This window comes from Saccharospirillum sp. ABV4_185 (assembly GCF_056159245.1).
Map to the genome: position 1 here is coordinate 354527 of NZ_JBSWUW010000001.1, position 22701 is coordinate 377227.

Consider the following 22701-nt stretch of genomic DNA (forward strand, 5'->3'; position numbering starts at 1 on the left):
TCATGTCAACAGCAAGATCAGTATTGGTCCTCGGCGGCAGTCGGGGCATTGGTGCGGCTATCGTACGGCGCTTCGCCAGTGACGGCGAAAAGGTGACCTTCACCTACGCCGGATCAGCAGAGGCGGCAGAGCAACTTGCCCGCGAAACCGCCAGCACCGCCATCCTGACCGACAGCGCCGACCGGGATGCGGTGATCAATTGCGTCCGCGACTGCGGCCCGTTAGACGTCCTGGTGGTGAACTCCGGTATCGGTGTCTTCGGCGACGCTCTGGACCAAGACCCGAATGCCATCGACCGGCTGTTTCGAATCAACATCCATGCGCCTTATCACGCTTCCGTCGAGGCCGCGCGATACATGCCGGAGGGCGGCAGGATCATCGTGATCGGCTCTGTTAACGGCGACCGAATGCCGGTTCCCGGCATGGCGTCCTACGCCGTCAGCAAGTCTGCGCTGCAGGGACTGGCACGTGGCCTCGCCCGCGATTTTGGGCCGCGCGGCATCACTATCAATGTGGTACAGCCGGGTCCGATCGACACCGATGCCAATCCGGCAGACGGACCAATGAAAGACCTGTTGCACTCCTTTATGGCGATCAAGCGCCACGGCCGACCGGAGGAAGTTGCCGGCATGGTTGCCTGGCTGGCCGGGCCGGAAGCCAGTTTCGTCACGGGTTCCATGCACACAATAGACGGCGCTTTCGGCGCTTAAATTAGGATTATTTTAAGCCAGGGCAAACCCTGCACTGGCAGTGCGTGGCAGAACCGTTGCGCACGTTTGGGAGAAACAGCAATGAACACCATCGGCATCATCGGTGCGGGAGAAGTTGGTAGCCAGATTGCTCGTGCCGCCATCAAACACGGCTACCAAGTGGTGATCGCAAATTCGCGCGGTCCGGAAACATTGCTTGACCTGGTTGCCGAGCTAGGTCCATCTGCCCGCGCCGCGACCGCAGCCGAAGCGGCGCTAAGCGGAGATTTCGTAGTCATCGCCGTTCCGCTCAAACTGAACAACGACATGCCGGTGAAAGAACTCGCCGGCAAAATTGTGCTCGATACCAACAACTACATGCCCTGGCGTGACGGCAACTATCCCATGATCGATTCGGGCGAAAAAACCGAACACGAACTGAGGCAGGAACAACTCCCCAACTCGAAAATAGCCAAGGCTTTTACCCATATCCAAGCGCCAAGGTTATTTATTTCGGCAAGCCCGGAGGGAACACCAGGACGTCATGCGCTTTCGGTGTCGAGTAATTATCCTGAAGCCGTGGCACTGGTGCGCGAGTTCTACAACCAGCTCGGTTTCGATACGGTCGACAACAGCCCTCTCAGTGAATCCTGGCGCAGTGGTCCAGGACAACCTGCCTGGCATGCGCACGCCCACCAGAGTAAAGAAGAATTGGAGGCTAACCTGAAGAAAGCTCGTAGATTGTTTCGTCGTTGAGGTAGGTCGGAAAGAACGGCTACCTGCAAATGTTTTATGTAGAAGCCCAGCAATAAATCACTAACATCAAATACAACTTCAAAACTGAAAAACTGGACAACTTGAATCGCATTGCGACCATAAACTGTCCGAAGCGGACAAGTTATGGTCGCAACAACAAGATATCTAAAATGCGCCTTTCATGGTGGGCCCAGCTGGACTTGAACCAGCGACCAATCGATTATGAGTCGACTGCTCTAACCAACTGAGCTATGGGCCCTTAAGATCAGCCAGCGAACGCTGGTCTGAAAACGAAGGGCGGCATTATAACGTGGGTGACGGCCAAGTCTAGGTTTGGGTGGGTAAGGGCGCGATCCCGGCTCCGCGCTGTGCGCGGGCCGGGATGACAAGGGATTGAGTCGCGCGGTCCGGTATATAACAGCGCAGCCCGGGGTGATGGGCTTTATAGTGCCCCGCCGGAACTGGCCTGTGACATCAACGGGTGTGAGTGGTCACTTGCACTTTCAAACCCTGTTTTAACGTATTCGAGGCGATGCAGCCGCGCTCGGCAATGGTGACGAGTTTTTCCAGGTCGTCGATGCCGGCCGGGCCGGTGACGGCCATGTCGATGGCGTTGAAGACCGGTGGTGTGCCGTCCAGGTGGCCGGTGATGGCAACGTCGACTTCGCCCAGGTCGATGTCACGAGCCGCCGCGGCCGCTACCAGGTTGGACATAAAGCAGCCACCCAAGGCAGCCAGCAGGGTTTCGCCGCCCATGGGGCCTTGGTCTTCGCCGCCTTTTTCGGTGGGTCTGTCCATCACCACACTGTGGTTGCGGATGTGCGCTTCGCTGGCGGTAGCGCCTTTGCGGTTCAGGCTGATTTGGATCTCTGGCATGGTCACCTCTGTGTTTTTGGTGTGGTTTATGGCACTGCCCGGCTTGATCGAATAGCCCGGCCTGTGCTGATATTCCGTGCTTCATGGTAGCGTCGGCTACTGTCTCACCAAAGGATGAAAAAAGGGACCCTTGTGATGATTCGCCAATGTCGTGTGATCACCCGTCTGCTCAAAAGTTCCGTTGTGATGTTGTCTTTGCTGCTCTCGGCTGCGCCGGTGTTGGCGGTGGATGCCCTGGCCGTGAGTGAACGTGCCTGGCAGATTACTCAGGTGCTGGAAAAGCACCTGGGCAACCGCATGGCCGGAACCTATATAGAAGAAGCTACCGCCGACGTGCTGGCCGGTGCGTGGGAAGAAGCCGGTTTAAACATTGAATGGCAGACGTTCGAGTTTGAGTTCGCCAGCCGCACCCGCACCAGCCGTAATTTGTGGGTGACCATTGAAGGCGCGTCCGATCGCCATGTATTGATCGGTGGGCATTACGATAGCGCTGGCCAGATATTCGAGTCGAACGGCACCACCGATAACGGCATCAGCGTGGCGCTGATGGTGGCGTTGGCCGAATACCTGGTAATGAACGGTGAGCAGCCGCCCTTCACGCTGACCTTTGCCTTGTTCGGTGCCGAAGAATTGGGCATGTACGGTTCGCAGGCCTTTGTGCGCGCCGGGCACGCTGAGGGCGTGGATGCCATGATCAACCTCGATACCATCGCCGGAGGCGATCTGCTCTATATTCACAGTGCGCCCAGTACGCCGTCGGAACATTGCGCTGATGCATCGACCTACAGTGCCAGTGCTGAACTGCGCGAAGAATTGATAGCGGTATCGGAACAAGCCGGTCTGGCGTTTATTGAACACCCCGGTTACCCCGGATATGCACCGGGCGAAACCGGCGACTGGTCCGATCAGCGTCACTTTGCCTGCTCGGGCCTTCCCATCGCCTATGTCGAGGCCAGTAATTTCAGCATTAATGGCAAAGAAGGCCACGATGGCTATTCGCAAACCACGCACGAAGCCCTGTGGGATTGTTACGACGCCGAAGCCCGTACTGCCTGCAACCGCGATGAAGAAACTCAGTGGGGCAAAATCATTCACACCCGCAATGACCAGTTAGAGCGATTGCTGGAATTGTTCGGCAACCGAGTGCCGCAGCAGATGCATCAATCGTCGCAACTGCTGGCCGCCTGGCTGGATCAATAAAACTCAATCACCGGTTGCGACCCGCTAACCCCTAGGGTGATTTTTGCGGGTCGTTACCGACTTGCTATCAACTCCGCACAATGCCCGCTTGAACCGCCCGGGCGGCGTGCAGTTTCTGGTAGCTTTCAATCAAGCGCTGATGTTTTTCCAAGCCGTCCAACTGCATGTTGGTTTCGGTAAGTCCATGGAAACGCACGCTGCCGGCGCAGGAGCCGATCACCGCGTCCATGGTTTGTTCGCCATACATCCGACGCAAATTAGGCTCGAAATCATCGAGCTCAAGATCGTCATCAAGCACAATTTCCAGCACGGCGTTAACGGCACGATAGAACAGGCCGCGTTCGACGGTGTTGTCGTTAAATTGCAAAAAGGCTTCGACCAGATCGAGCGCATCCTGATGCCATTCCAGCGCCAGGCAGATCAGCAGTTTAAGCTCCAGAATGGTGAGCTGACCCCAGGCGGTATTCTCATCGAACTCGATGCCGATCAAGGTAATGATGGTCATATAGTCGTCGAGCTGACTGGCTTCGAGGCGTTGCAATAAGTCTTCTAATTCTTCATCGCTTAAGCGATGCAGGTTGAGAATGTCGGCGCGGTAATCGAGTGCCACATTGGTGTTGTCTTCGATCAGATCTTCGACCGGATAGACTTCCGAATATCCCGGTACCAGAATGCGGCAGGCCGGTGCACCGAGAGCGTCGTAGTTGGCGACGTAGGCTTCTTTGCCCAGCTCATCGAGAATACCGAACAGCGCTGCGACCTCTTCGCTGTTGGTTCCGGAAAAATCCCACTCTTCGAATTCGTAATCAGCTTTACTACTAAAAAAGCGCCAGGAAATTACGCCGGTTGAATCGATAAAGTGCTCCACAAAGTTGTTCGGTTCCGACACCGCCAGGCTGTTAAAAGTCGGCTGCGGCACGTCGTTCAAACCTTCAAAACTGCGGCCCTGCAACAACTCGGTCAGGCTGCGTTCGAGTGCGACTTCGAAACTCGGATGGGCACCGAAGGAAGCAAATACACCACCGGTACGCGGGTTCATTAAAGTGACGCACATCACCGGAAACTGACCGCCAAGTGAGGCGTCTTTGACCAGCACCGGGAAGCCCTGCTCTTCCAGGCCAGCAATGCCCGCTTCGATATTCGGGTATTTGGCGAGCACCTCTTTAGGTACATCCGGCAGCACCATTTCCTGCTCGATAATGTCGCGTTTTACGGCGCGTTCGAAAATTTCCGACAGACATTGCACCTGCGCTTCTTCGAGGGTATTACCCGCGCTCATGCCATTGCTGAGAAAGAGGTTTTCGATCAGGTTCGACGGGAAGTAAATCGTTTCACCGTCGGAGCGGCGCACGAACGGCAGTGAACAAATGCCTCTATCAGTGCGGCCGGAGTTGGTGTCGTACAGGTTAGAACCGCGCAGCTCGCCATCGGGGTCGTAAATGGCGCGGCAATGGTCGTCGAGAATGCCTTCGGGCAAGGCGTCGTCTTCGCCGGGCTGGAACCATTGTTCATCGGGGTAATGGACGAATTCGCTGTTGGCGATTGCTTCACCAAAAAACTGATCGTTGTAGAAGAAGTTGCAGTTCAGGCGTTCGATAAATTCGCCCAGTGCCGAACAGAGCGCCGCTTCTTTAGTCGCGCCTTTACCGTTGGTAAAACAGGCTGGCGAGGCGGCATCGCGAATGTGCAGCGACCAGACATTGGGCACGATGTTGCGCCAGGACGAGACTTCGATCTTCATGCCCAGATTCGCCAGAATGCCGGTCATATTGGCGATGGTCTGTTCCAGCGGCAGGTCTTTGCCTTCGATATAGGTTTGGGCGTCGCCTTCGGGCAGGTTCATCAACAGGGCGTTGGCGTCTTCGGCCAAGTGCTCGACCGATTCGATTTCAAAGCTGGGACCGGTCTGCACCACTTTCTTAACCGTGCAACGCTCAATGGCGCGCAAAATACCCTGGCGGTCTTTGTCGGAAATGTCTTCCGGCAGTTCCACCTGAATTTTGAAAATCTGGTTGTAGCGGTTTTCCGGGTCGACAATGTTGTTCTGCGACAGCTTGATATTATCGGTCGGAATATCGCGCGCCTTGCAGTACACCAACACAAAGTAGGCCGCGCACAGGGCAGAGGACGCCAGGAAATAGTCGAACGGGCTGGGCGCGGAGCCATCGCCTTTGTAGCGAATAGGCTGGTCGGTGATGACGCTGAAGTCGTCGAACAGCGCTTCGAGCCTGAGGTTGTCGAGAAAACGAACGTTGATTTCCATGACGAGAATACCGGGTAATGGGGTTTGCCTGGGGCTTGAACTGCGCCATTGTCCAGATTTTCAGCCGTTCGTCTTCCCTCATTATGTTTCTGTGCGTCGCCCGCGGGCGCTGCGGCCGTTAAAAGCGGTAATCGACGGTCCAGTAAAGCCGGTCATTATCGGCGGCGAGGCTTGGTAAAGCGGCGTCGCCCTCGCGGTAAATCACCCAGCCGGCTTCAGTTTGCCAGTGGTCACTCACCTCCAATTCCGCGGAAGTGCGCATCACCTGGCCTTCGTCCAAGTCGTTACCGAAGCCGAGCAGCATGGCTTTTAACGTCAAGCGGTCGTTCCAGCGGTTGTGCTCCAGACCGATGGCCCATTGCTGTTCGAACTCCTCACCGATGGATGCCATGGCTGCCTCGTAGTCGGGCAAATAGCGGCTTTGGTGTTCGACAATCAGCCGGCTGTCGGCGGGCAAGGTGATGTCGGCGCCGAGCGTCCAGGCGAGGCGCTTGGTCGTTTCGCCAGCGAAGACCAGGCCGTCTTCCCAGCGCAATTCGGCTTTTAATACCGCTTGATCGACGGGCACGCTCAGACCACCACCGACCTGGGTCAGGCGTTCGTACTGGCGGCGGCCACTGCCATTATCGATATGGCCGGTGCTGTTAAAGCCGCGCCAAACAAAAGCGCCGACATCGGCACCCAAGAGCAAACCGCTAAGCCGAACGCCACCGGATAAAGCGTCTGGATCGTCAAAAGGAGTGTCTGGAGTCTGGTCATCGATAGCGGCTGGCCCCGGATAATAGTCGCTGCCGAAAACCGGTTGTTCGGCAACGGCGTTATCGAGGGCGATAACGCCCTGCACCGTCCAGTCGCCGATATAGTAACGGCCTTCAGTTAACCAACGCGGCACAAAGGCATCGTCCGGGTCTTGCAGACCGGGCTGGCTGCGCTTGGGCGGATTGACCGGTTCGTTGACCGAGAGCACGTCGTTAAAACCCCAGGCCAGGGTTTGTTTGCCGATGGAAGCAGCACCGCCCAGGGAGCGATAACTGAACGTGGCCTGTTCAATGTCGAGCCGGGTTTCGCGTTCGTCGCGGTAATCGTCTTGCCAGTCGACATCGGGTTTCAAGACGAAAATCCAGTCCTGTTCCAGGCGCACATCCAGGACCGCTTCCAGTGCATCGCTCGGTCGCCATTCCAGCCGAGGTTGCCAGCCGGTGGTCAGGCTCGATACACCGCGGTGGTCGGTTTGGCCGGCGCCCGGTTTGTCATGCGCGAGATTCAGTTGGCCGCGGGTGAATAGCCGATGTGACAGATGCAAAGACTGTTGTTCCGGGGCGTCGATGCGCACCTCCTCGAAACCCGAGTCGAAGGCATCGCCAAAGGGATCGTCTTCGGCTCGCGCCGACAAAGAGATCAGGGCGATCAACACAGCGGCGGTCATCGATTGCGTCGTTTTCACAACCCTTGCTCCAGACGTTGCACGGAAAATTCGGCGTCCGGCGCATCAACATTCAGATCGATATTGCTGAACGTCAGTTGAGTGCGATGCACCGTTTGTCCGCCCTCCTGGCTGACCACCTGCATCACCTTGGGCAACCAGTAGCCGTCGCGCTGTTCCCACTGCGGAATGTTCAGCAGCTTGCGCTGGTTGGTGCCGGTCTGGGTGTGAATGGCGCGAATAACGCGGTAATTACTTTGTTGCACGTAAAGCAGCGATTCGGTGTAGCCGGTCTGGTCGATAACCTCGTCGTTGGCGGCCGTGGCGTTGATAACCCACACCGCTTCATCCCCGACGCTGTCTTCACGCACCAGCTCGTAAGTCCAGTCTTCCAGGTTGCGCGAGGCCAGGTCGGCGTAGGATAAATCGGACCCCATAAAGCTGCCGCTCTGGTCACTGCCAGCGATGCGTTTCGATTTATTCAGGCTGGGCAGAAACAGCCATTGGTCGTCATCGCGGTCGGCATCGTGGTAATCGACCACTAAGAAACCGGTGCCGCGTACGTCGGAAGGTTCCAGGAAAAACAGCCGCTGGCGGTCCGCTGCATCGAAAGTTTTACTCAAAGAACGCAGGGATCGTACGCGCTGATTATTGTTGCGGTCGATCAGCGACATAATCATATCGGCGGCCATAACGGGTGGATCTTCCTGGGCATCAACCTGCGTCATGATATCGAGCCCGGTTTCTGCCTGAGCGCAAAAACTGAGTGCTGCGGCCATCAGGATGATTAATAGCGCAATAACGGGGTTGAGCGAAAAACGGGTCATGGTTAGTGCTCCTGTTGCGAAGAAAAATGACGGAGTAACACCGGCGCATACCAACGCAGTAGCACCGGTGTCAGCGTAAAGTTGGACAGCAGCGCCAGCAAAAAGGCGGTGCCGCTGAGAAAACCAAAATTGAAAATGCTCGATACATCGCTGAACAAAAACACGTAGAAACCGGCGGTTAATACCACCGCAGTGGTCAGCAAGGCTTTGCCGGCATTTTGAAAAGCGATGTCGGTGGCGCGGCGAATATCGCGCTGTTCAAACAGGGCGCGACGGAAGTGATGCGCGAAGTGCACGGTGTTATCGACGGTGATGCCGATGGCGATGGTCGCCACCAGCATAGTGAATAAATCGAGCGGTATGCCGCTGTGGTGCATCAGGCCCATGACCACAACTATGGGCGCCAGATTCGGCAACATGGCCACCAAACCCAAACCGACCGAACGCAGCAACACCATCAGCATGATGGCAATCACCAGAGCCGCCAGCGCATAACTCCAGGCGGTGGTTTGAATCACCGCATTGAGTGCTTCGCTGAGCAGGGGCAATAAACCGGTAACCGACACCTCGGCCCAGGGTTCGACGGCATCACCCAGACGCTGCTCAACCACTTCAATAAAATCCTGATAGGCGAGAATATCCTGCCAGGGCACAATTAAAGTCACCTTGGTTTCACTGAAAGCCGGATCGACCAGACGGCTTAATTCATCGGCACCGCTGTTTTCAAACAACAGTAATTCTTCAGCCAGTAAACCGGCGTCATCGGGCAGGCGATAGAAAGCCGGATCACCTTCGTTCAATGCCTGATGCGTGCCTTTGACAATATCGATCAGCGAATTAACGTGACCAATGCGCACGCCGCCTGGCGCGCCGGCCTGCAATTCAGTCAGGGCGTTATCGAGTGCCTGTAACAGTTGCGGGTTTTTAATGCCGTTTTCGCGCTCGGTAGTGACCACCACATCCATATTAATGGTGCCGCTTAAGCGTGAATCGACGGTCTCGGTGGCCTGGCGAATCGCCGAACTGGCAGGCATCCAGTTCAGTGGGTTAAAGGAAAAACGCAATTGCAGAACACCGACCATGGCGATGGCAACCACCACCAACCACAGGCCAGCAAAGAGCGCCCCAAAGCGCCGGTTCAGGTTCGCCAGGTGCTGCAGCAACTGCTCCTGCTGCGCAGAATGCGTTGCCGCTTTCGGTGCGGCCAATGGCCAGAGAGCTATTAAGGTTGGCAACACCACCAGCGTTAATAGCAGCGCCAACATAACGCCAATGGCCGAGAAAATACCCAAATTGGCGATGGGAATTAAATCGCCGCTGGCGAGCGTTGCCAGGCCGGCGGCGGTGGTCAGTGAAGTTAATAAAATCGGCAAGGCGGTAACGCTAATGGCGTGCCTCATGGCATCACTGCGCGCTTCACCGGCGTTGTAGCGGTTAAAGAAATGCGTCAGCAGATGCACCGAATCGCCGACCGCAATGGCCAGCAAAAACGATGGCACCAGGATCAATGGCATTTGTACTTGCTGTCCGGAAATTGCCAGCAGCGAAAAGGTGATGATGATCGCCAGACTCACCGCTGCCATCGGTGCGACGACCGCGCTGACGCGGCGGAAAAACAATACCAGTACAACAACAATCAAGGCGACGGTAAGACGGATAAACGTCAGCATCTCCGTCTTCATGGTTTGTTCCAATTGCTGATTCACCACCGGCATACCGGCAACGACACTGTTCAGGTTCGAGGCCGCCAGTTGTTGCTGCAAAGCATCGATCAGTTCGTTGGTTTTTTCGATGGGCAGGAATTCATCGCGGGTGGTTAGCGTTTTGGACTCACCTGCGTCGGCCATAAAGCCATCGCCAAAAGCATCGCCGAAGGCGTCGTTATCCTGAGCAACAGACTTGGGATCAAAGTCGTAGGTGAACGGTTCAATGACCAGGGTGGTAAAGTTGTGGTCGGCATTAATCACCATGCCTTCCAGCGTCGGCGTTTGCGCCAGTCGCGCTTCGATCTCTGACCGGCTCAACGTGGCTACCGGTTGCGGTATCAAATCATCGACCAGCAACGAATCGCCCCGCCCTTCCTGATAGGGCGCGTTGATCAGGCTGTTCACGCGCTTAACCCAGGGCACATCCTGTTCAATATGGCGATGCAAATCGGCCAGTTCGGTCAGCGTCGATTCGGCCAACACATCCTCAGCGCTGATGCCGACGACGATGACATCGTTGCGACCGTAGATGGTTTTGACTCTGTCGTAGGCCTGACGCGCCGGATTTTCTGCGCTGATAAAATGCTCCAGATTAGTATCGAGCACCAGCGTCGGTAACTGACTGGCCAGTGCCACGACGAGCACCAGCACGGTCAGCAAAATACGTTTGGGATAGCGCATCAGCGCATCGCTGTAGCGGTCGAGCCAGCTTGCGTGGGTGTTCATTGGTCGGCCTCCGGTGCGAATGCCCGATCGAGCAGCAAACCGAAATAATCGGCCAGGCCATCAAAAAAGGCGTCGTCCATCGGTTCACCGCGCACCGATTCAAGCAGCGTCTGGCCGAGGATGGGAAACACCAGCAAAGATTGCAGCGCCAGCCGCGCCTGCTCCGGTCGATGCAGCGGGCCTTCGGGCAAGACGCGGCCAAAGCGTTGCTCCACTTCCGCCAGCAAGGGCCGCAGCAGATGATCGAGAATCCATCGCCAGTTTTCGTCTGGTTCAAAGAGGGCGTTGCGGATGATCAGCCGCATCAGGTCGCGCGGCGCATAACGGAAGAAATAGCGGAACAGTTCGGCGTAAGTCAGTTCCGGCGTTTGCACCAGCCGTTCGAGCATGGCGTTGCGCAGCGGGTCAACGTAGCTGAACAGCACCGCCTGAAACAGGCCGTTTTTGTCGCCAAAGTAATAGGCAATCATCGCCGAGTTCACTTCGGCACGTTCGGCCAGTCGCCGGATGGAAACGCGGTGGTATTCCTGGCGCAAAAACAGAGTGCGGCCGGCTTGCAATAATCGCTCGCGGGCGTTGTCGTCATTGAGTTCGACCATGCTGACTCCACATTAATCGGTTGATTAACGCGACTTTAGTCAGTCCCTGGGACCTCAGCCAGCACTGTTGTTCATCAAATCTCACGCAATGATCAATACCATTGGCAGTGGTGCTGTCCGGCTAAAGCATGGACAATGAAGCGATAACCACAGGACGGATTTTCGAATGCTCAACCCCTTGATCACGGCCAAGCGGATATTGCAGGCGGCCGCACAAGCGACCGACAGCAGCGCGCTGGTGCGGCTGATCGTGGAGCGCATCCGCACCACTTTGGCGGTCGATGTATGCAGTCTTTATGTTATGAACGAAGACGGCGAACTGGTGCTGACCGCGACCCAGGGCCTGGCCCCCGAAGCCATCGGCCAGATTCGGATGACACCCGGCCAGGGTCTGGTGGGTACCATCGCCAAACGCCAGCATCCGCTGAACCTGGACCATGCCGATAAGCACCCGGCGTTCCGCTATTTCAAGGAAACCGGCGAAGAGCACTATCAGGGTTTCCTGGGTGTGCCGATGATTCATCTGGGCCGGACGCTGGGCGTGCTGGTAGTGCAGGTGCGCGAAACCCGCCGCTTCACCGAGGAAGAAGAAGCCTTTTTGATCACCATGGCGGCGCATCTGGCGGGCAGCCTGGGTGGCAATATCAAAAAGTCGGTGCGGCCGGTGGACCCGAACCCGACGCAACAATTGCCGGTCACCCGTTATCAGGGCATCAAGGGCGCGCCGGGGATTGAAATCGCCCCGGCCTGGGTGGTGAAAGACGACATTCGACTGGACGACATTGCCGAACGCAGCGGCAGTGGTGAGGCCGTCGAGCGGCGACGCATCCGCGACGCCATCGACGAGACCCGCGAAGAGCTGGATTCCGGTCTCGACCAGTTGGGCAACAGCGGCGATGACACCCTCAATTCACTGCTTGATGTCTACAAACTGCTGCTCGATAGCCCCGAACTAAGCACTGCGATTGAAGCCGAAATCGCCACCGGCGTCAGTGCCAGTACCGCGCTCAAACACGCCATTCAACAGCAGGTTGATGTGTTCGAGGCGATGGCCGATCCCTATCTGAAAGCGCGCGCTGAGGATTTGCGCGTGCTGGCGATTCGTATCTATCGGCGTCTGCAGGACGATCTGAACGAACGCATCGATCCCGAGCAACCGGTCATTCTGGTCGGTCGTGAAATCAATATCTCGCACTTCACCCGCATCGACCGCAGCAAGCTCGCCGGCATTGTCAGCCTGGAAGGCTCGGCCTTGTCGCACACAGCGGTGCTGGCGAATGCTTTGGGTATTCCCGCGGTGGTCGGTATTGGCGATGAAGACCTGACCAGTGTGAACGGCTCGGAAATCATTCTCGACGGCTATCGCGGCCAGGTCATCGCCCATGCTCCGGCCAGTCTGGTGGCGGAATTCGAGCGCATGAAGCGCCAGCAAAAAGCGCTGCAGGCGGACTTATCGCATTTGAAAAAACTGCCGGCGGAAAGCAAAGACGGCACCACGGTGCAATTGCACACCAACACCGGTCTGCTCGCCGACATCACTCCAGGTCTGGAACGTGGCGCCGAAGGCATCGGCCTGTACCGCTCGGAAATTCCCTTTATGGTGCACAACAACTTCCCCACCGAGGAAGAACAGTTGCGCATCTATCAGGGTGTGCTCGAAGCCTACGCGCCCAAACCGGTGACCATGCGTACGCTGGACATCGGTGGCGACAAAGCCCTGCCCTACTTTCCGATCCAGGAACAGAATCCGTTTTTGGGCTGGCGCGGCATTCGTTTCACGCTCGATTACCGTAATATTCTGCTCGACCAAATTCGCGCCATGTTGCTGGCCAACCTGAATACTAAGAATCTGAAATTGATGATTCCAATGCTCAGCCGCGAAGATGAGCTGCTGAAATTCCACACCATTGTTGATGAAGCCGTTGCCCAGTTGAATGAAGAAGGGCATGCCGTCAGCAAACCGCCGGTGGGCATTATGGTGGAAGTGCCGGCGGTGTTGTGGCTGCTGCCCAGGCTGCGCGACAACATCGACTTTGTCTCCATCGGCTCTAACGATTTAACCCAGTATTTGCTGGCGGTCGATCGCAATAATCCGCGCGTGGCGTCGTTGTACAGCCATCTGCATCCGGCGGTTCTGGATGCCTTGCAAGGCCTGGTTCGCGAGTGCCGGCGGCTGAATTTACCGGTGAGTATTTGCGGCGAAATGGCGTCCGACCCGGCCGCGGTGATGCTGTTGCTGGGGATGGGTATTCGTACCCTGAGTCTGTCGGCGTTTCACCTGCCGCGCATCAAATGGCTGATTCGCCATCTGCATCTGGACGACTGCGTCGCCCTGCTCGATAAGTCACGCGATTGCAGCACCGAAACCGAGTGCCGCGAATTGTTGAACGCCCATATTCGCAGCCTGGGTCTGGGCGCACTGGTTCAATAACGGCTTTCAGTCAGCGCTGGCGTAACGCTCGATCAGTTTATCCAGCGGTGCAACGCCGCTGTCGTCGGCTTGTTTGAGCGCCTGCAAAGCACTCTGAAAACGTTCAACCAATTGCGGATCCACCGCTGGATGAAAGCCAAAATACGCTTCAGTGGACGACAGCACTTCCAGCACTTGCCAGTCTTCATGGCCGGGCAAGGCATCGAGCCGGCGTTGCGCCGGTAACTCTCCATAAGCCCAGACGTCGATGCGTTCGGCTTGCAACATGCGCGCAATCGACGCCGGGTACTGGCTGTACACCAACTGATCGTGGCGGTGACCGGCGGCAGTAACCAGACGCACGGCAACGTCATCGCGCACCACCCCAATGCGCCATTGTTCTGCGGGAATCTCAGCGGCGGTGGGCAAACCGATCATGACAATACGAATCGGCACCACCGGCCCAGCCCACTGATACTGCGCTTCACGCTGCTCAGTTCGTGCCAGACTGAACAACACGGATTGATCGATGCTGCCAGCGTTATGCACGGCGCGTGACCAGGGATAGACCTCAATGGTGTTTGGGTCGACCGGCTCTTCCAGCGCAGCGCTAACCGCTTGCAAAACATCGACCATCAGGCCGCCGGCGCCTTTGCCTTGAGCGTAGTTATAGGGCGGGAAATCTTCGGTGAACCAGCGCAGCTGGTTAAGGGTTTGCGCCGATGAGAAGCCGACGAAAAAGGCGGTCAGACAGAACAGCCAGGCTTGCTTCATCGAACCGCGACTCCTTCAGTCAAGGTGAAATGGTTACAGCAACACGATCAGTCCTTGCAGTACTACCCAGGCAAAAACGCCGGCGATGACATCATCAATCATGATGCCAAAACCACCGGCGACGCGTTGATCGATCCAACCAATCGGCCAGGGTTTGATGACATCGAAAAAGCGGAACAACACAAAGCCGCCGACCAACGTCCAGGCATTTAATGGCACCGCGATAAAGGTGATCCACAAGCCGACAAATTCATCCCAGACGATACCGCCGTGGTCGTGCACGCCCATGTCCTGGGACACCCGCTCACATAAATAACAGCCGAAGCCGAACGCCAGGATGACAATCAGCACATAAAGCCACAGCGGCAACGGCGCCAACAGTAACAAGAACGGCATCGACGCCAGAGTACCAAAGGTGCCCGGCGCTTTGGGGAAGCCACCACTGCCCAGCCCAAACGCCAGGAAGTGAGCCCAGTGGTTGTACCAACGGCGTTGACCGGGTTCGATCATGGTCTTCCTCAAATTAAAAATGGCTAAAGCCCGGCCAGGACGACCGATAGTGGTTGCCATTATGCCGAATCGAAACCGTCGCGTCGCCTGCCCGAGCGCGACCGATGCAAGTCAGCGGCAGCGCCAGCTCACGGCTGAGTTCGAGCAGTTCGTTATGACGCTCAGCCGGGGCGGTAAAGGCCAGCTCGTAATCGTCGCCCCCGGCGAGCACCTTGCCGACAGCCTCATCAAAACCGAGCCGTGCTGTCAGGCTTGAAGCCAGGGGCAATTGCTCCACGGCCAATTCGATATGCACTTGACTGGCCCGCGCCAAATGAGTGAGATCGGCGACCAGACCATCGGACACATCGATAGCCGCGTTAGCCAGACCCACTAAATGCTGACCCAGCAACAAGCGCGGTTCTGGTTGCCAATAGGCATCGAGCCAATCGGAGGGTATATCGGTTTCACGTCCAGCCAGAACCGCTGGCAACGCCGCCGCTGCCCGACCGGGCTGACCCGAGACCCAGACCTCGTCGCCCGGCACAACACCGCTGCGTTTCAACGGCTGGGTGACGCGGCCATGCATTTGCAGACTGATCACCCGCGCCGGGCCGGCCGTGGTGTCGCCACCGGCCAAAACCAGACCGTATTGATCGGCCAGTTGCACCAGGCGCCGGGCAAAATGACGCGTCCAGTTTTCATCCATCGGAGTCGGCAGTGTTAACGCCAGGGTGAAGAAGGCGGGCGTCGCGCCCATAGCAGCGAGATCGCTCAACGCCGGCAAAAAAGCGCGTTGGGCGACGCGTTCGGGAGCGGCGTCTTCGGGAAAGTGGCGGCCAGCAACGGCGGTGTCGATCGACATGGCCAGCGGCGCGGCATCCTGCCAGACCAGGCAGTCATCGCCATTAGCGACGATCAGGCTGGCGTCGCGCACTACGCCACTGCGGAAGCAGGCTTCGATCAATTCAAATTCAGTCATGATCGAAGTTTGACGAGCCGCCTGGGCGAAGGCAAGGCTCGTCGGTTTTATCGTGCAGGTCGCTCAGCGATCAGCCTTGTGGACCGGCGGCGACAATGGCATCGGCGACGTCGTACTTGGCAAAGTTTGCTTTGAACTCAGCGACCAGCGCCGCCGCGCGAGCATCGTAAGCAGCGCCGTCGGCCCAGGTCTGACGCGGGTCGAGCAACTGGCTGTCAACGCCCGGCACGGCCACCGGCACATCCAGATTCAAAGCATCCAAGTGACGGGTTTCAACGCCGGACAAAGCACCACGGGTAATGGCACTGATCACTGCACGAGTTACCGGAATGCTGAAGCGTTTGCCTTGGCCGTAGGCGCCACCGGTCCAGCCGGTGTTGACCAGGTAGACATCGGTGCCAGCCTCCTCGATGCGCTTCATCAACAGGTCAGCATAGACGCCGGCCGGACGCGGGAAGAAGGGCGCGCCGAAGCAGGTGGAAAAAGTCGTCTTAATGCCGGAGCCCGCACCCATTTCAGTGGAGCCCACCAGGGCGGTGTAACCACTCAAGAAGTGATAGGCCGCTGCTTCCTTGCTCAGTTTCGATACCGGCGGCAACACGCCGTTCAGGTCGCAGGTGAGGAACACAACGGCGCTGGGTTCTTCCCCCTGATTGGTCGGCTGACGCTTATCGATATGTTCCAGCGGGTAAGCCGCGCGTGAATTCTGCGTCAGGCTGTCGTCGCGGTAATCCGGGTCGCGATCGGCGTCGAGCACGACGTTTTCCAGGATGGTGCCAAAGCGAATGGCATTCCAGATCACCGGCTCGTTTTCGGCCGATAGATCGATGCACTTGGCGTAGCAGCCGCCTTCGATATTGAACACCACACCCGGACCCCAGCCGTGTTCGTCATCGCCGATCAAGAAGCGATCCGGGTCGGCACTGAGGGTGGTTTTGCCGGTGCCCGACAACCCAAAGAACAGCGTGGTTTTGCCATCGTCGCCGACGTTGGCCGAACAATGCATGGGCAGCGTTTCGCTCGCCGGCAGCAAGAAATTCTGCACCGAGAACAGCGCCTTTTTCATTTCACCGGCGTAGTACATACCGGCGATTAATACACGACGCTCTTCGAAATTGATGATCACCGCCGCATCGCTGTTGGTACCGTCGCGGTCCGGATCGCACACGAAGGATGGTACATTCAGCACCTGCCAGACGTTCTTACCGCGCTCATTCCAGTGCTCGGGCACGATAAACAAATTGCGGGCAAACACCTGATGCCAGGCTAACTCGGTGGTCACAGTAATCGGCAGCGCATGCTCGGCGGCTGAACCGACTTCCAAATGGCTGACAAAGTGTTCGCGGTCTTGCAGATAGTCACTGACGCGGCGCCACAATGCATCGAACCGATCAGCCGGATAAGGCTGGTTGACTGTGCCCCAATCGATTTCATCGCGACTGCCGGGGGCGTCGACAATAAAGCGGTCCTTGGGTGAGCGTCCGGTGCGCTCGCCGGTCCGGGCAACGAAGGCACCGTTGCGGGCGAACTCGCCTTCTTCACGGCGAACGGCGAATTCGAGCAACAAAGGGGTGCCCAGATCGAGGTGAGCATTGGGGGAAAAAGCGGCCATGACGGTTTCGACTCCAGCGGTTGGTCCAGCGTGTTAGGCCCAACCAGTCTAAGCCGCAACGACCTGCGTCTTAAAACGACAAAACGTCAATATATTTTTGACAAAGCTATAAAGCGGAAGCCGCACTGAAAGAAAACCACATTGACGCCGCCCAGGGGGCAGACCAGGCAACGGCATAGGTCGGCGAAAAAGCCCGCAGCAAAAGCACTGATAGAAAATAATACAGCCAACCATCCGCCGTCAGCCTGTTACCGACACACTCCATCCGCGCAATAGACAGACAAAAAATGTCAGTGGCAAACGGCCATTTGTTGTTATGTTACAAGATTATGAGGTCGCAGCGTCGATTTTGGTAAGGGAATTTCAATGATGCAAATTTTGAAACACAGCCTTTAAACCGACACCTCAGGCTGACAACGACCGTTAAATCGGCCGGCTGCCATATTGGTTGGACGGTGCCTTGGGTGGGTCGGCACGTTTGCCGCGCTCGACTTCTTTCACTTCACCGCCGGCCGCCAAAAAGGCTTCAACATCGCTGGCGACCTTGGCGCGCAATTCATCACGACTTTTCGGGGCTTGGCCGCTGTCCTTCTGGGCCTCGGTTTTCGACGTAGACTCGGTGCTCATCTTCACCTCTCCTGATCACACCCGTTGAAGATTCCCTCTTTATAGACCATCAGCGCCAGTTCGCCATCAAAAACACGACAAAATTTTACCCATTGTCACAGTAAAACCGACTGACTTTGCTAGCGCAGCTCTGCATAACCCGCAAGGCAGTTTTGCAGCGACCACCATAGCCAGCGACGGCAGCGGCTATATAATGCGCACTGAATCTTTGCCGGAATCTCTTTGTCATGTCTGACACCAACAATAAGGACACCAACGCTGCCTGGGGTGGACGCTTCAGCGAAGCAACCGATGCCTTTGTGGCCGAATTCACCGCCTCCATCGGCTTTGACCAGCGCCTGTACCGCCACGACATCGCCGGGTCCGTCGCTCACGCCACCATGCTGACCGAAGTCGGTGTGCTGAGCGAGGACGAAGGCCGCACCATTGTCGACGGGTTAAAAGCGGTGGAAGCCGATATCGATGCCGGTCGCCAGCAGTGGTCGGTGGCGTTGGAAGACGTGCATATGAATGTTGAAGCGGCGCTGACGGCCAAGATCGGACCGGTCGGTAAAAAACTGCACACCGGTCGTTCGCGCAACGACCAGATTGCCACCGACATCCGGCTCTATCTGCGCGCGGCCATCGACGGTTTGGTCGGCGAACTGAACCGCTTGCAGCGTGGCCTGATCACTCTGGCCGAACAACAGGCCGATACCATCATGCCCGGCTTTACCCATTTGCAGACGGCGCAACCGGTCACCTTCGGTCATCACCTGCTGGCCTGGAATGAAATGCTGCAACGCGACGCCGAGCGCTTTATCGATTGCCGTAAGCGGGTCAATGTTCTGCCGCTGGGTGCCGCTGCTTTGGCGGGCACCACCTACCCGATCAATCGAGCGCGCAGTGCCGAGTTACTCGGTTTCGACAAGCCCACCGAGAATTCCCTGGACTCGGTTTCCGATCGCGATTTCGCCATCGAATTCACCCACGCCGGTTCGCTGCTGATGATGCATCTGTCGCGCATGTCAGAAGAATTGGTGTTGTGGACCTCGGCGCAGTTCGACTTTATTAACCTGCCGGATCGTTTCTGCACCGGCTCATCGATCATGCCGCAAAAGAAAAACCCGGACGTGCCAGAACTGGTGCGCGGTAAAACCGGCCGCGTCTACGGCCATCTGATGAGTCTGCTGACGCTGATGAAAAGCCAGCCGCTGGCGTACAACAAAGACAATCAGGAAGATAAAGAACCGCTGTTCGACACCGTCGATACCCTCGCCGGCTGCCTGCGTGCGTTCGCCGATATGGTGCCGCACCTGGAACCGAAAAAAGACAGCATGCGCGCTGCGGCTTTGCGCGGTTACAGCACCGCCACCGATCTTGCCGACTACCTGGTAAAAAAAGGCATGGCGTTTCGCGATGCCCACGAAGTGGTCGGCAAGAGCGTCGCTTACGGCCTGCAAGCCGGCAAGGACTTGAGCGAGATGTCGCTGCAAGAACTGCAGCAATTCAGCGACACCATCAGCGACGATGTGTTCGAAGTATTAACGCTGGAAGGTTCGGTCGCGGCTCGCGATCACCTCGGCGGCACAGCGCCGAATCAGGTGCGCGCGGCGGCGAAGCGTGCCTTGGCGCGGCTCGACGCCTGACGGGAGACGGGAGACGGGAGACGGGAGACGCAAAACAGCGTCCTGCGTCTCCCGTTCAGCGTCTCCCGCCGAGGGCCCTACAGATTCCGCTGCAACCACACCACCAAATCATCCGCCGCCAACGGCTTGGAAAAGTAGTAACCCTGAATTGCATCGCACTGCATTTTAACCAGCTCAACCAGGGTGGCTTCGTCTTCCACCCCTTCGGCGATAATTTCCAGACCCAGATTGTGAGCCATCTTGATGGTCGATTCGACAATGATGCGATCCTGAGGGTCTTCCAACAGATCGGCGATAAAACTCTTGTCGATTTTCAGCGCATGAATGGGCAAGGATTTTAAATAGGCCAGGGATGAATAACCGGTGCCAAAGTCGTCCACTTCCAACTGCACGCCCAACTCCGCCAACTGCTCAATAATATCGACCGCGCGCAATGGATCGGACAGCAAGGTGCTTTCGGTTAATTCCAACACCAAGGCTGAGCCGGGCAAATCAAAATCGTCCAGCAACGCCGCGACCTGTTGCGGCAACGCATGGTCGAGCAAAACGCGCGACGATAAATTCACCGCCATATAGAGATCCGGTTTTACCTGTCGACGACACTGCGCCACCATGGCCAGACTGGTGCGCAGCACAAAGTCGGTAATCTGCCGGATGCCCTGCCCCATTTCCGCGATGGGAATAAAGTCAGCCGGCGACAATTCACCCAGCTCCGGATGACGCCAGCGCACCAGCGCTTCCAAACCGGTAACCCGGCCATCGCTGGAACAAATAACCGGCTGATAGGCCACCCATAAATCACCGGCCTGCAAGCCCTGATCGAGCTCGGACAGTACCGCTATACGTTGCGGCGTGCTGGCATCGAGATCGGCATTAAACACCACCACCGCCTGACCTTTGCTTTTGGCGGCGTACATGGCAACGTCGGCGCAGCGCAGCAGTTCGTGACCGTCCTTACCCTGTAGCGGGTAATGCGACAGTCCAATGCTGGCCTCGACCTGCAACTTCATGGTGTCGATCAAATAGGCTTCGCGCAGCGCTTCACCAATTAATTCAGCCAGCGCCAAAGCCTGCGCCGGTGTTTGGTCGGGCAGAAAAACCGCAAACTCATCGCCACCGAGACGAGCGATGCCCCAGGTGTCATCACGGTTCAATACCTCAACAATGCGCGGCCCAATTTCGCACAGCAGCCGATCGCCAAAGTGATGCCCGAGGGTGTCGTTGATTTCCTTGAAGCGGTTTAAATCGAACAACAATAAGGATGCCGTCTGTTCCGGTTTCTGCTCCAGAGACTCCCGGATCCAACGATGCAATTGCGCCCGATTCCCCAGGCTGGTCAAGCTGTCTTGCATCGCCTGCTGATGCAAAGTCAGCCGCTGCATCAGATTGTCGAATGCCAAACTGATGGTCTGGTACAACAAATCCATAAACTCACGGTCACTAAAACCCGATTCGCGGCTGCCGATCACCAATACAGCAACCGCCGTACCGCTATCGAAAAGCGGCAAATAAACCCAGGGTTCCGGTCCTTGCTGCAACAGCAGTTCACCGCTATTGATGACGCTCTGAATGGCTTGGGTGTGATACGCCAGGCTGTGACTGGGTTGTTGCGGATCGTTTAAATTGTGCCGCCACACATCGCGTTCTACCCGGTAATAAGCCACCTCACGGCAGCCATCCTGGCGCAGCAATTCCTGCAGGCAGGCGTGCAGGAAATCGTTCAAATCGCCCTGACGTTCGAGTTCGGTAGCCAGGCGCACCAAACCGCGCAAGCGACTTTGGCGTTCATTCATCAGGCGGTTTTGTTCCGCCAATACCAGTTCAGCTTTAAGTCGGTCGGTGATGTCTTCGATGGTCAGCAGCGCGCGCTCGGTCTGATTCATCATGGTGGGTGAGATGTGCAAGGTCACCGTCAACTCACGCCCACCCAGAGTGTGCATCTGCCATTGACTGGGCACAGCGCCGCTGTGGCGAGCTTCACGAACCCGACGCAGTAATTGATAGAGCGAACCACGACCATCGGGTTGATGACGCGGCAACAAATCAGCCAGTTGCAGATCGTCTCCGTCACCGACTTCAAACAGGCGTCGCACAGCCTGATTGAAGTTGGTCACCCGGCCGTGCGGATCAATCACCAGCGCTGGCTGCACAGCGGTATCAAAAAAGGCGCGATAACGCGCATCGCTTTCCTGTAACTGACGCTCCAGGCCGAGCCGCTCAATCTCGGTAATGGCCCGGTCGGTATAAAGCTCCAGCACCCGATCGAGTGTCTGACTGGTGGTAAATGGCTGATCATGTAACAGCAGCAAGGCGCCCAGCCACTGGCCCTGATGATTGTCGAGTCGGATAACGATGGTATGCGTCAGCTCATCTAGATTACTGAACCCCTCCAGCATAGAAGCGTCGAGTAAAAATTCAGCACGAGTCTGCTGCTGGATCACCGACAACTGGGAGGAACTGGTCAACACCGTATAGGGGGCAATCAATAACCCATCGTGCACCCGAGCCAGAGTTTCCAGATTGTTGCCTTCAACCACGCGCATGATGGCAACCTGACGAATGCTCAACAAATAGGCCAGGCGACGGCACAGGCTCTCCAAAAAAGCCTGACCGGTGGCAATAGCGACATCGGCATTGAGGTTTTCCAACCCCGCATCCAATTGAGCATGACGTTTCGACTGGCGCTGCAACTGATCGGCATCGAGCAAAGCGCCATAAGCATGCAGTTGCCCCTTGGCGTCACGTTTGAACGACGAGCGCTCTTCGACGACTCGATAGCCGTCATCGCAGTGTTTGATCCGGTAACGCAGACTGATCGGGCTTTCGGTAATGCGGCTGCGATCATACTCAGCCCCTACCCGAACCCGATCGTCCGGATGAATCATTTCATAGAGGAAGCGAGTGGGATGGGCACCAATAAAGTCCGACGCCGGATAACCGGTCAGCTCTTCCACCGCCGGGCTGACACTCAACAGGCGCCATAAATCAGGATTGTGTTCAGAAACCACTGCATCGTAGAGCACCAGTGGCAAATGCGTTAACCAAACCGAAGCGTCTATTGTCGCCGTCTGATTGTCACCGCTGTCAGCAGACTGTTTTACCTTCTCCACCATG

The 22701-nt window shown here is 57.0% G+C and carries 17 protein-coding genes and 1 tRNA gene; 5 read left to right on the forward strand and 13 right to left on the reverse strand.

Translation table 11 applies throughout. The annotated features are described in order from the left end of the window. The first annotated feature begins 2 nt into the window (after positions 1–2). Together bdcA and ACXAE6_RS01645 are read left to right on the forward strand one after the other, a co-directional pair. Positions 3–710, forward strand: a complete 708-nt coding sequence (bdcA, locus tag ACXAE6_RS01640) for an SDR family oxidoreductase (RefSeq protein WP_475143648.1) — start codon at positions 3–5, stop codon at positions 708–710. A 9-nt stretch (positions 711–719) separates the two neighbouring features. Continuing rightward, positions 720–1445 (forward strand): NADPH-dependent F420 reductase, encoded by a 726-nt coding sequence (locus ACXAE6_RS01645; RefSeq protein ID WP_475151688.1) that lies wholly within the window; start codon positions 720–722, stop codon positions 1443–1445. A gap of 182 nt (positions 1446–1627) precedes the next feature. Here ACXAE6_RS01645 and ACXAE6_RS01650 read toward each other — a convergent pair. Further along, positions 1628–1704 (reverse strand) — tRNA-Ile (locus ACXAE6_RS01650). 215 nt (positions 1705–1919) lie between these two features. Next, positions 1920–2321 carry an OsmC family protein gene (locus tag ACXAE6_RS01655; RefSeq protein WP_475143650.1) on the reverse strand — a complete coding sequence of 134 codons (402 nt, stop codon included), beginning with the start codon at positions 2319–2321 and terminating at the stop codon, positions 1920–1922. A gap of 135 nt (positions 2322–2456) precedes the next feature. Between ACXAE6_RS01655 and ACXAE6_RS01660 the strand changes: the two genes are divergently transcribed. Beyond that, positions 2457–3521 carry a M28 family metallopeptidase gene (locus ACXAE6_RS01660; protein ID WP_475143651.1) on the forward strand — a complete coding sequence of 355 codons (1065 nt, stop codon included), beginning with the start codon at positions 2457–2459 and terminating at the stop codon, positions 3519–3521. Between the two features lie 67 nt (positions 3522–3588). Here the strand turns inward: ACXAE6_RS01660 and ACXAE6_RS01665 are convergent, their stop codons facing one another. The 5 genes from ACXAE6_RS01665 to ACXAE6_RS01685 all read right to left on the reverse strand — a co-directional run bounded on the left by ACXAE6_RS01665 (position 3589) and on the right by ACXAE6_RS01685 (position 11065). Beyond that, positions 3589–5784: an OsmC domain/YcaO domain-containing protein gene (locus ACXAE6_RS01665; protein ID WP_475143653.1), complete on the reverse strand. Its 2196-nt coding sequence runs from the start codon at positions 5782–5784 to the stop codon at positions 3589–3591. A gap of 118 nt (positions 5785–5902) precedes the next feature. Then, positions 5903–7228 (reverse strand): hypothetical protein, encoded by a 1326-nt coding sequence (locus ACXAE6_RS01670; RefSeq protein ID WP_475143655.1) that lies wholly within the window; start codon positions 7226–7228, stop codon positions 5903–5905. Continuing rightward, positions 7225–8034 carry an outer membrane lipoprotein-sorting protein gene (locus ACXAE6_RS01675; RefSeq protein ID WP_475143657.1) on the reverse strand — a complete coding sequence of 270 codons (810 nt, stop codon included), beginning with the start codon at positions 8032–8034 and terminating at the stop codon, positions 7225–7227. Before ACXAE6_RS01675 ends, ACXAE6_RS01670 begins: the two co-directional genes overlap by 4 nt. Positions 8035–8036: 2 nt before the next feature. After that, complete coding sequence (locus ACXAE6_RS01680; RefSeq protein ID WP_475143660.1) at positions 8037–10466, reverse strand: efflux RND transporter permease subunit; 2430 nt, start codon at positions 10464–10466, stop codon at positions 8037–8039. Continuing rightward, positions 10463–11065: a TetR/AcrR family transcriptional regulator gene (locus ACXAE6_RS01685; protein ID WP_475143662.1), complete on the reverse strand. Its 603-nt coding sequence runs from the start codon at positions 11063–11065 to the stop codon at positions 10463–10465. Before ACXAE6_RS01685 ends, ACXAE6_RS01680 begins: the two co-directional genes overlap by 4 nt. 166 nt (positions 11066–11231) lie before the next feature. On the opposite strand from ACXAE6_RS01685, the gene ptsP reads away from it, so the two are divergent. Beyond that, positions 11232–13496 carry a phosphoenolpyruvate--protein phosphotransferase gene (gene ptsP / locus ACXAE6_RS01690; protein ID WP_475143664.1) on the forward strand — a complete coding sequence of 755 codons (2265 nt, stop codon included), beginning with the start codon at positions 11232–11234 and terminating at the stop codon, positions 13494–13496. Between the two features lie 6 nt (positions 13497–13502). Here the strand turns inward: ptsP and ACXAE6_RS01695 are convergent, their stop codons facing one another. The 5 genes from ACXAE6_RS01695 to ACXAE6_RS01715 form a co-directional block, all read right to left on the reverse strand. Continuing rightward, positions 13503–14249, reverse strand: a complete 747-nt coding sequence (locus ACXAE6_RS01695; RefSeq protein ID WP_475143666.1) for a substrate-binding periplasmic protein — start codon at positions 14247–14249, stop codon at positions 13503–13505. A gap of 33 nt (positions 14250–14282) precedes the next feature. After that, on the reverse strand, positions 14283–14759 hold the full coding sequence (locus ACXAE6_RS01700) for a phosphatidylglycerophosphatase A family protein (RefSeq protein ID WP_475143667.1): 477 nt from the start codon (positions 14757–14759) through the stop codon (positions 14283–14285). Between the two features lie 13 nt (positions 14760–14772). Then, a complete protein-coding gene (gene thiL, locus ACXAE6_RS01705) occupies positions 14773–15720 on the reverse strand; it encodes a thiamine-phosphate kinase (protein ID WP_475143669.1) in 948 nt (315 codons plus the stop codon). Positions 15721–15790: 70 nt separating this feature from the next. Further along, positions 15791–17332: a phosphoenolpyruvate carboxykinase gene (locus tag ACXAE6_RS01710; protein WP_475143672.1), complete on the reverse strand. Its 1542-nt coding sequence runs from the start codon at positions 17330–17332 to the stop codon at positions 15791–15793. A 423-nt stretch (positions 17333–17755) separates the two neighbouring features. Beyond that, positions 17756–17959 (reverse strand): hypothetical protein, encoded by a 204-nt coding sequence (locus ACXAE6_RS01715; protein ID WP_392799683.1) that lies wholly within the window; start codon positions 17957–17959, stop codon positions 17756–17758. 227 nt (positions 17960–18186) lie between these two features. Here ACXAE6_RS01715 and argH point away from each other — a divergent pair, with 227 nt between their 5' ends. Then, positions 18187–19587 carry an argininosuccinate lyase gene (gene argH / locus ACXAE6_RS01720; RefSeq protein WP_475143674.1) on the forward strand — a complete coding sequence of 467 codons (1401 nt, stop codon included), beginning with the start codon at positions 18187–18189 and terminating at the stop codon, positions 19585–19587. A gap of 77 nt (positions 19588–19664) precedes the next feature. Here the strand turns inward: argH and ACXAE6_RS01725 are convergent, their stop codons facing one another. Continuing rightward, the gene (locus ACXAE6_RS01725) at positions 19665–22700 is read right to left on the reverse strand and encodes a bifunctional diguanylate cyclase/phosphodiesterase (protein WP_475143677.1); all 3036 of its coding nucleotides are present in this window, start codon (positions 22698–22700) and stop codon (positions 19665–19667) included. Position 22701: the final 1 nt, after the last annotated feature.

What these genes read in the sequence shown, in the direction of transcription:
- ACXAE6_RS01655 (WP_475143650.1), bottom strand. Translation starts at nt 2,321, where the DNA reads ATGCCAGAGATCCAAATCAGCCTGAACCGCAAAGGCGCTACCGCCAGC.
- ACXAE6_RS01715 (WP_392799683.1), bottom strand. Translation starts at nt 17,959, where the DNA reads ATGAGCACCGAGTCTACGTCGAAAACCGAGGCCCAGAAGGACAGCGGC.
- ACXAE6_RS01725 (WP_475143677.1), bottom strand. Translation starts at nt 22,700, where the DNA reads ATGGTGGAGAAGGTAAAACAGTCTGCTGACAGCGGTGACAATCAGACG.
- ptsP (WP_475143664.1), top strand. Translation starts at nt 11,232, where the DNA reads ATGCTCAACCCCTTGATCACGGCCAAGCGGATATTGCAGGCGGCCGCA.
- ACXAE6_RS01710 (WP_475143672.1), bottom strand. Translation starts at nt 17,332, where the DNA reads ATGGCCGCTTTTTCCCCCAATGCTCACCTCGATCTGGGCACCCCTTTG.
- ACXAE6_RS01675 (WP_475143657.1), bottom strand. Translation starts at nt 8,034, where the DNA reads ATGACCCGTTTTTCGCTCAACCCCGTTATTGCGCTATTAATCATCCTG.
- ACXAE6_RS01680 (WP_475143660.1), bottom strand. Translation starts at nt 10,466, where the DNA reads ATGAACACCCACGCAAGCTGGCTCGACCGCTACAGCGATGCGCTGATG.
- thiL (WP_475143669.1), bottom strand. Translation starts at nt 15,720, where the DNA reads ATGACTGAATTTGAATTGATCGAAGCCTGCTTCCGCAGTGGCGTAGTG.
- ACXAE6_RS01660 (WP_475143651.1), top strand. Translation starts at nt 2,457, where the DNA reads ATGATTCGCCAATGTCGTGTGATCACCCGTCTGCTCAAAAGTTCCGTT.
- ACXAE6_RS01685 (WP_475143662.1), bottom strand. Translation starts at nt 11,065, where the DNA reads ATGGTCGAACTCAATGACGACAACGCCCGCGAGCGATTATTGCAAGCC.
- ACXAE6_RS01695 (WP_475143666.1), bottom strand. Translation starts at nt 14,249, where the DNA reads ATGAAGCAAGCCTGGCTGTTCTGTCTGACCGCCTTTTTCGTCGGCTTC.
- ACXAE6_RS01700 (WP_475143667.1), bottom strand. Translation starts at nt 14,759, where the DNA reads ATGATCGAACCCGGTCAACGCCGTTGGTACAACCACTGGGCTCACTTC.
- bdcA (WP_475143648.1), top strand. Translation starts at nt 3, where the DNA reads ATGTCAACAGCAAGATCAGTATTGGTCCTCGGCGGCAGTCGGGGCATT.
- ACXAE6_RS01665 (WP_475143653.1), bottom strand. Translation starts at nt 5,784, where the DNA reads ATGGAAATCAACGTTCGTTTTCTCGACAACCTCAGGCTCGAAGCGCTG.
- argH (WP_475143674.1), top strand. Translation starts at nt 18,187, where the DNA reads ATGTCTGACACCAACAATAAGGACACCAACGCTGCCTGGGGTGGACGC.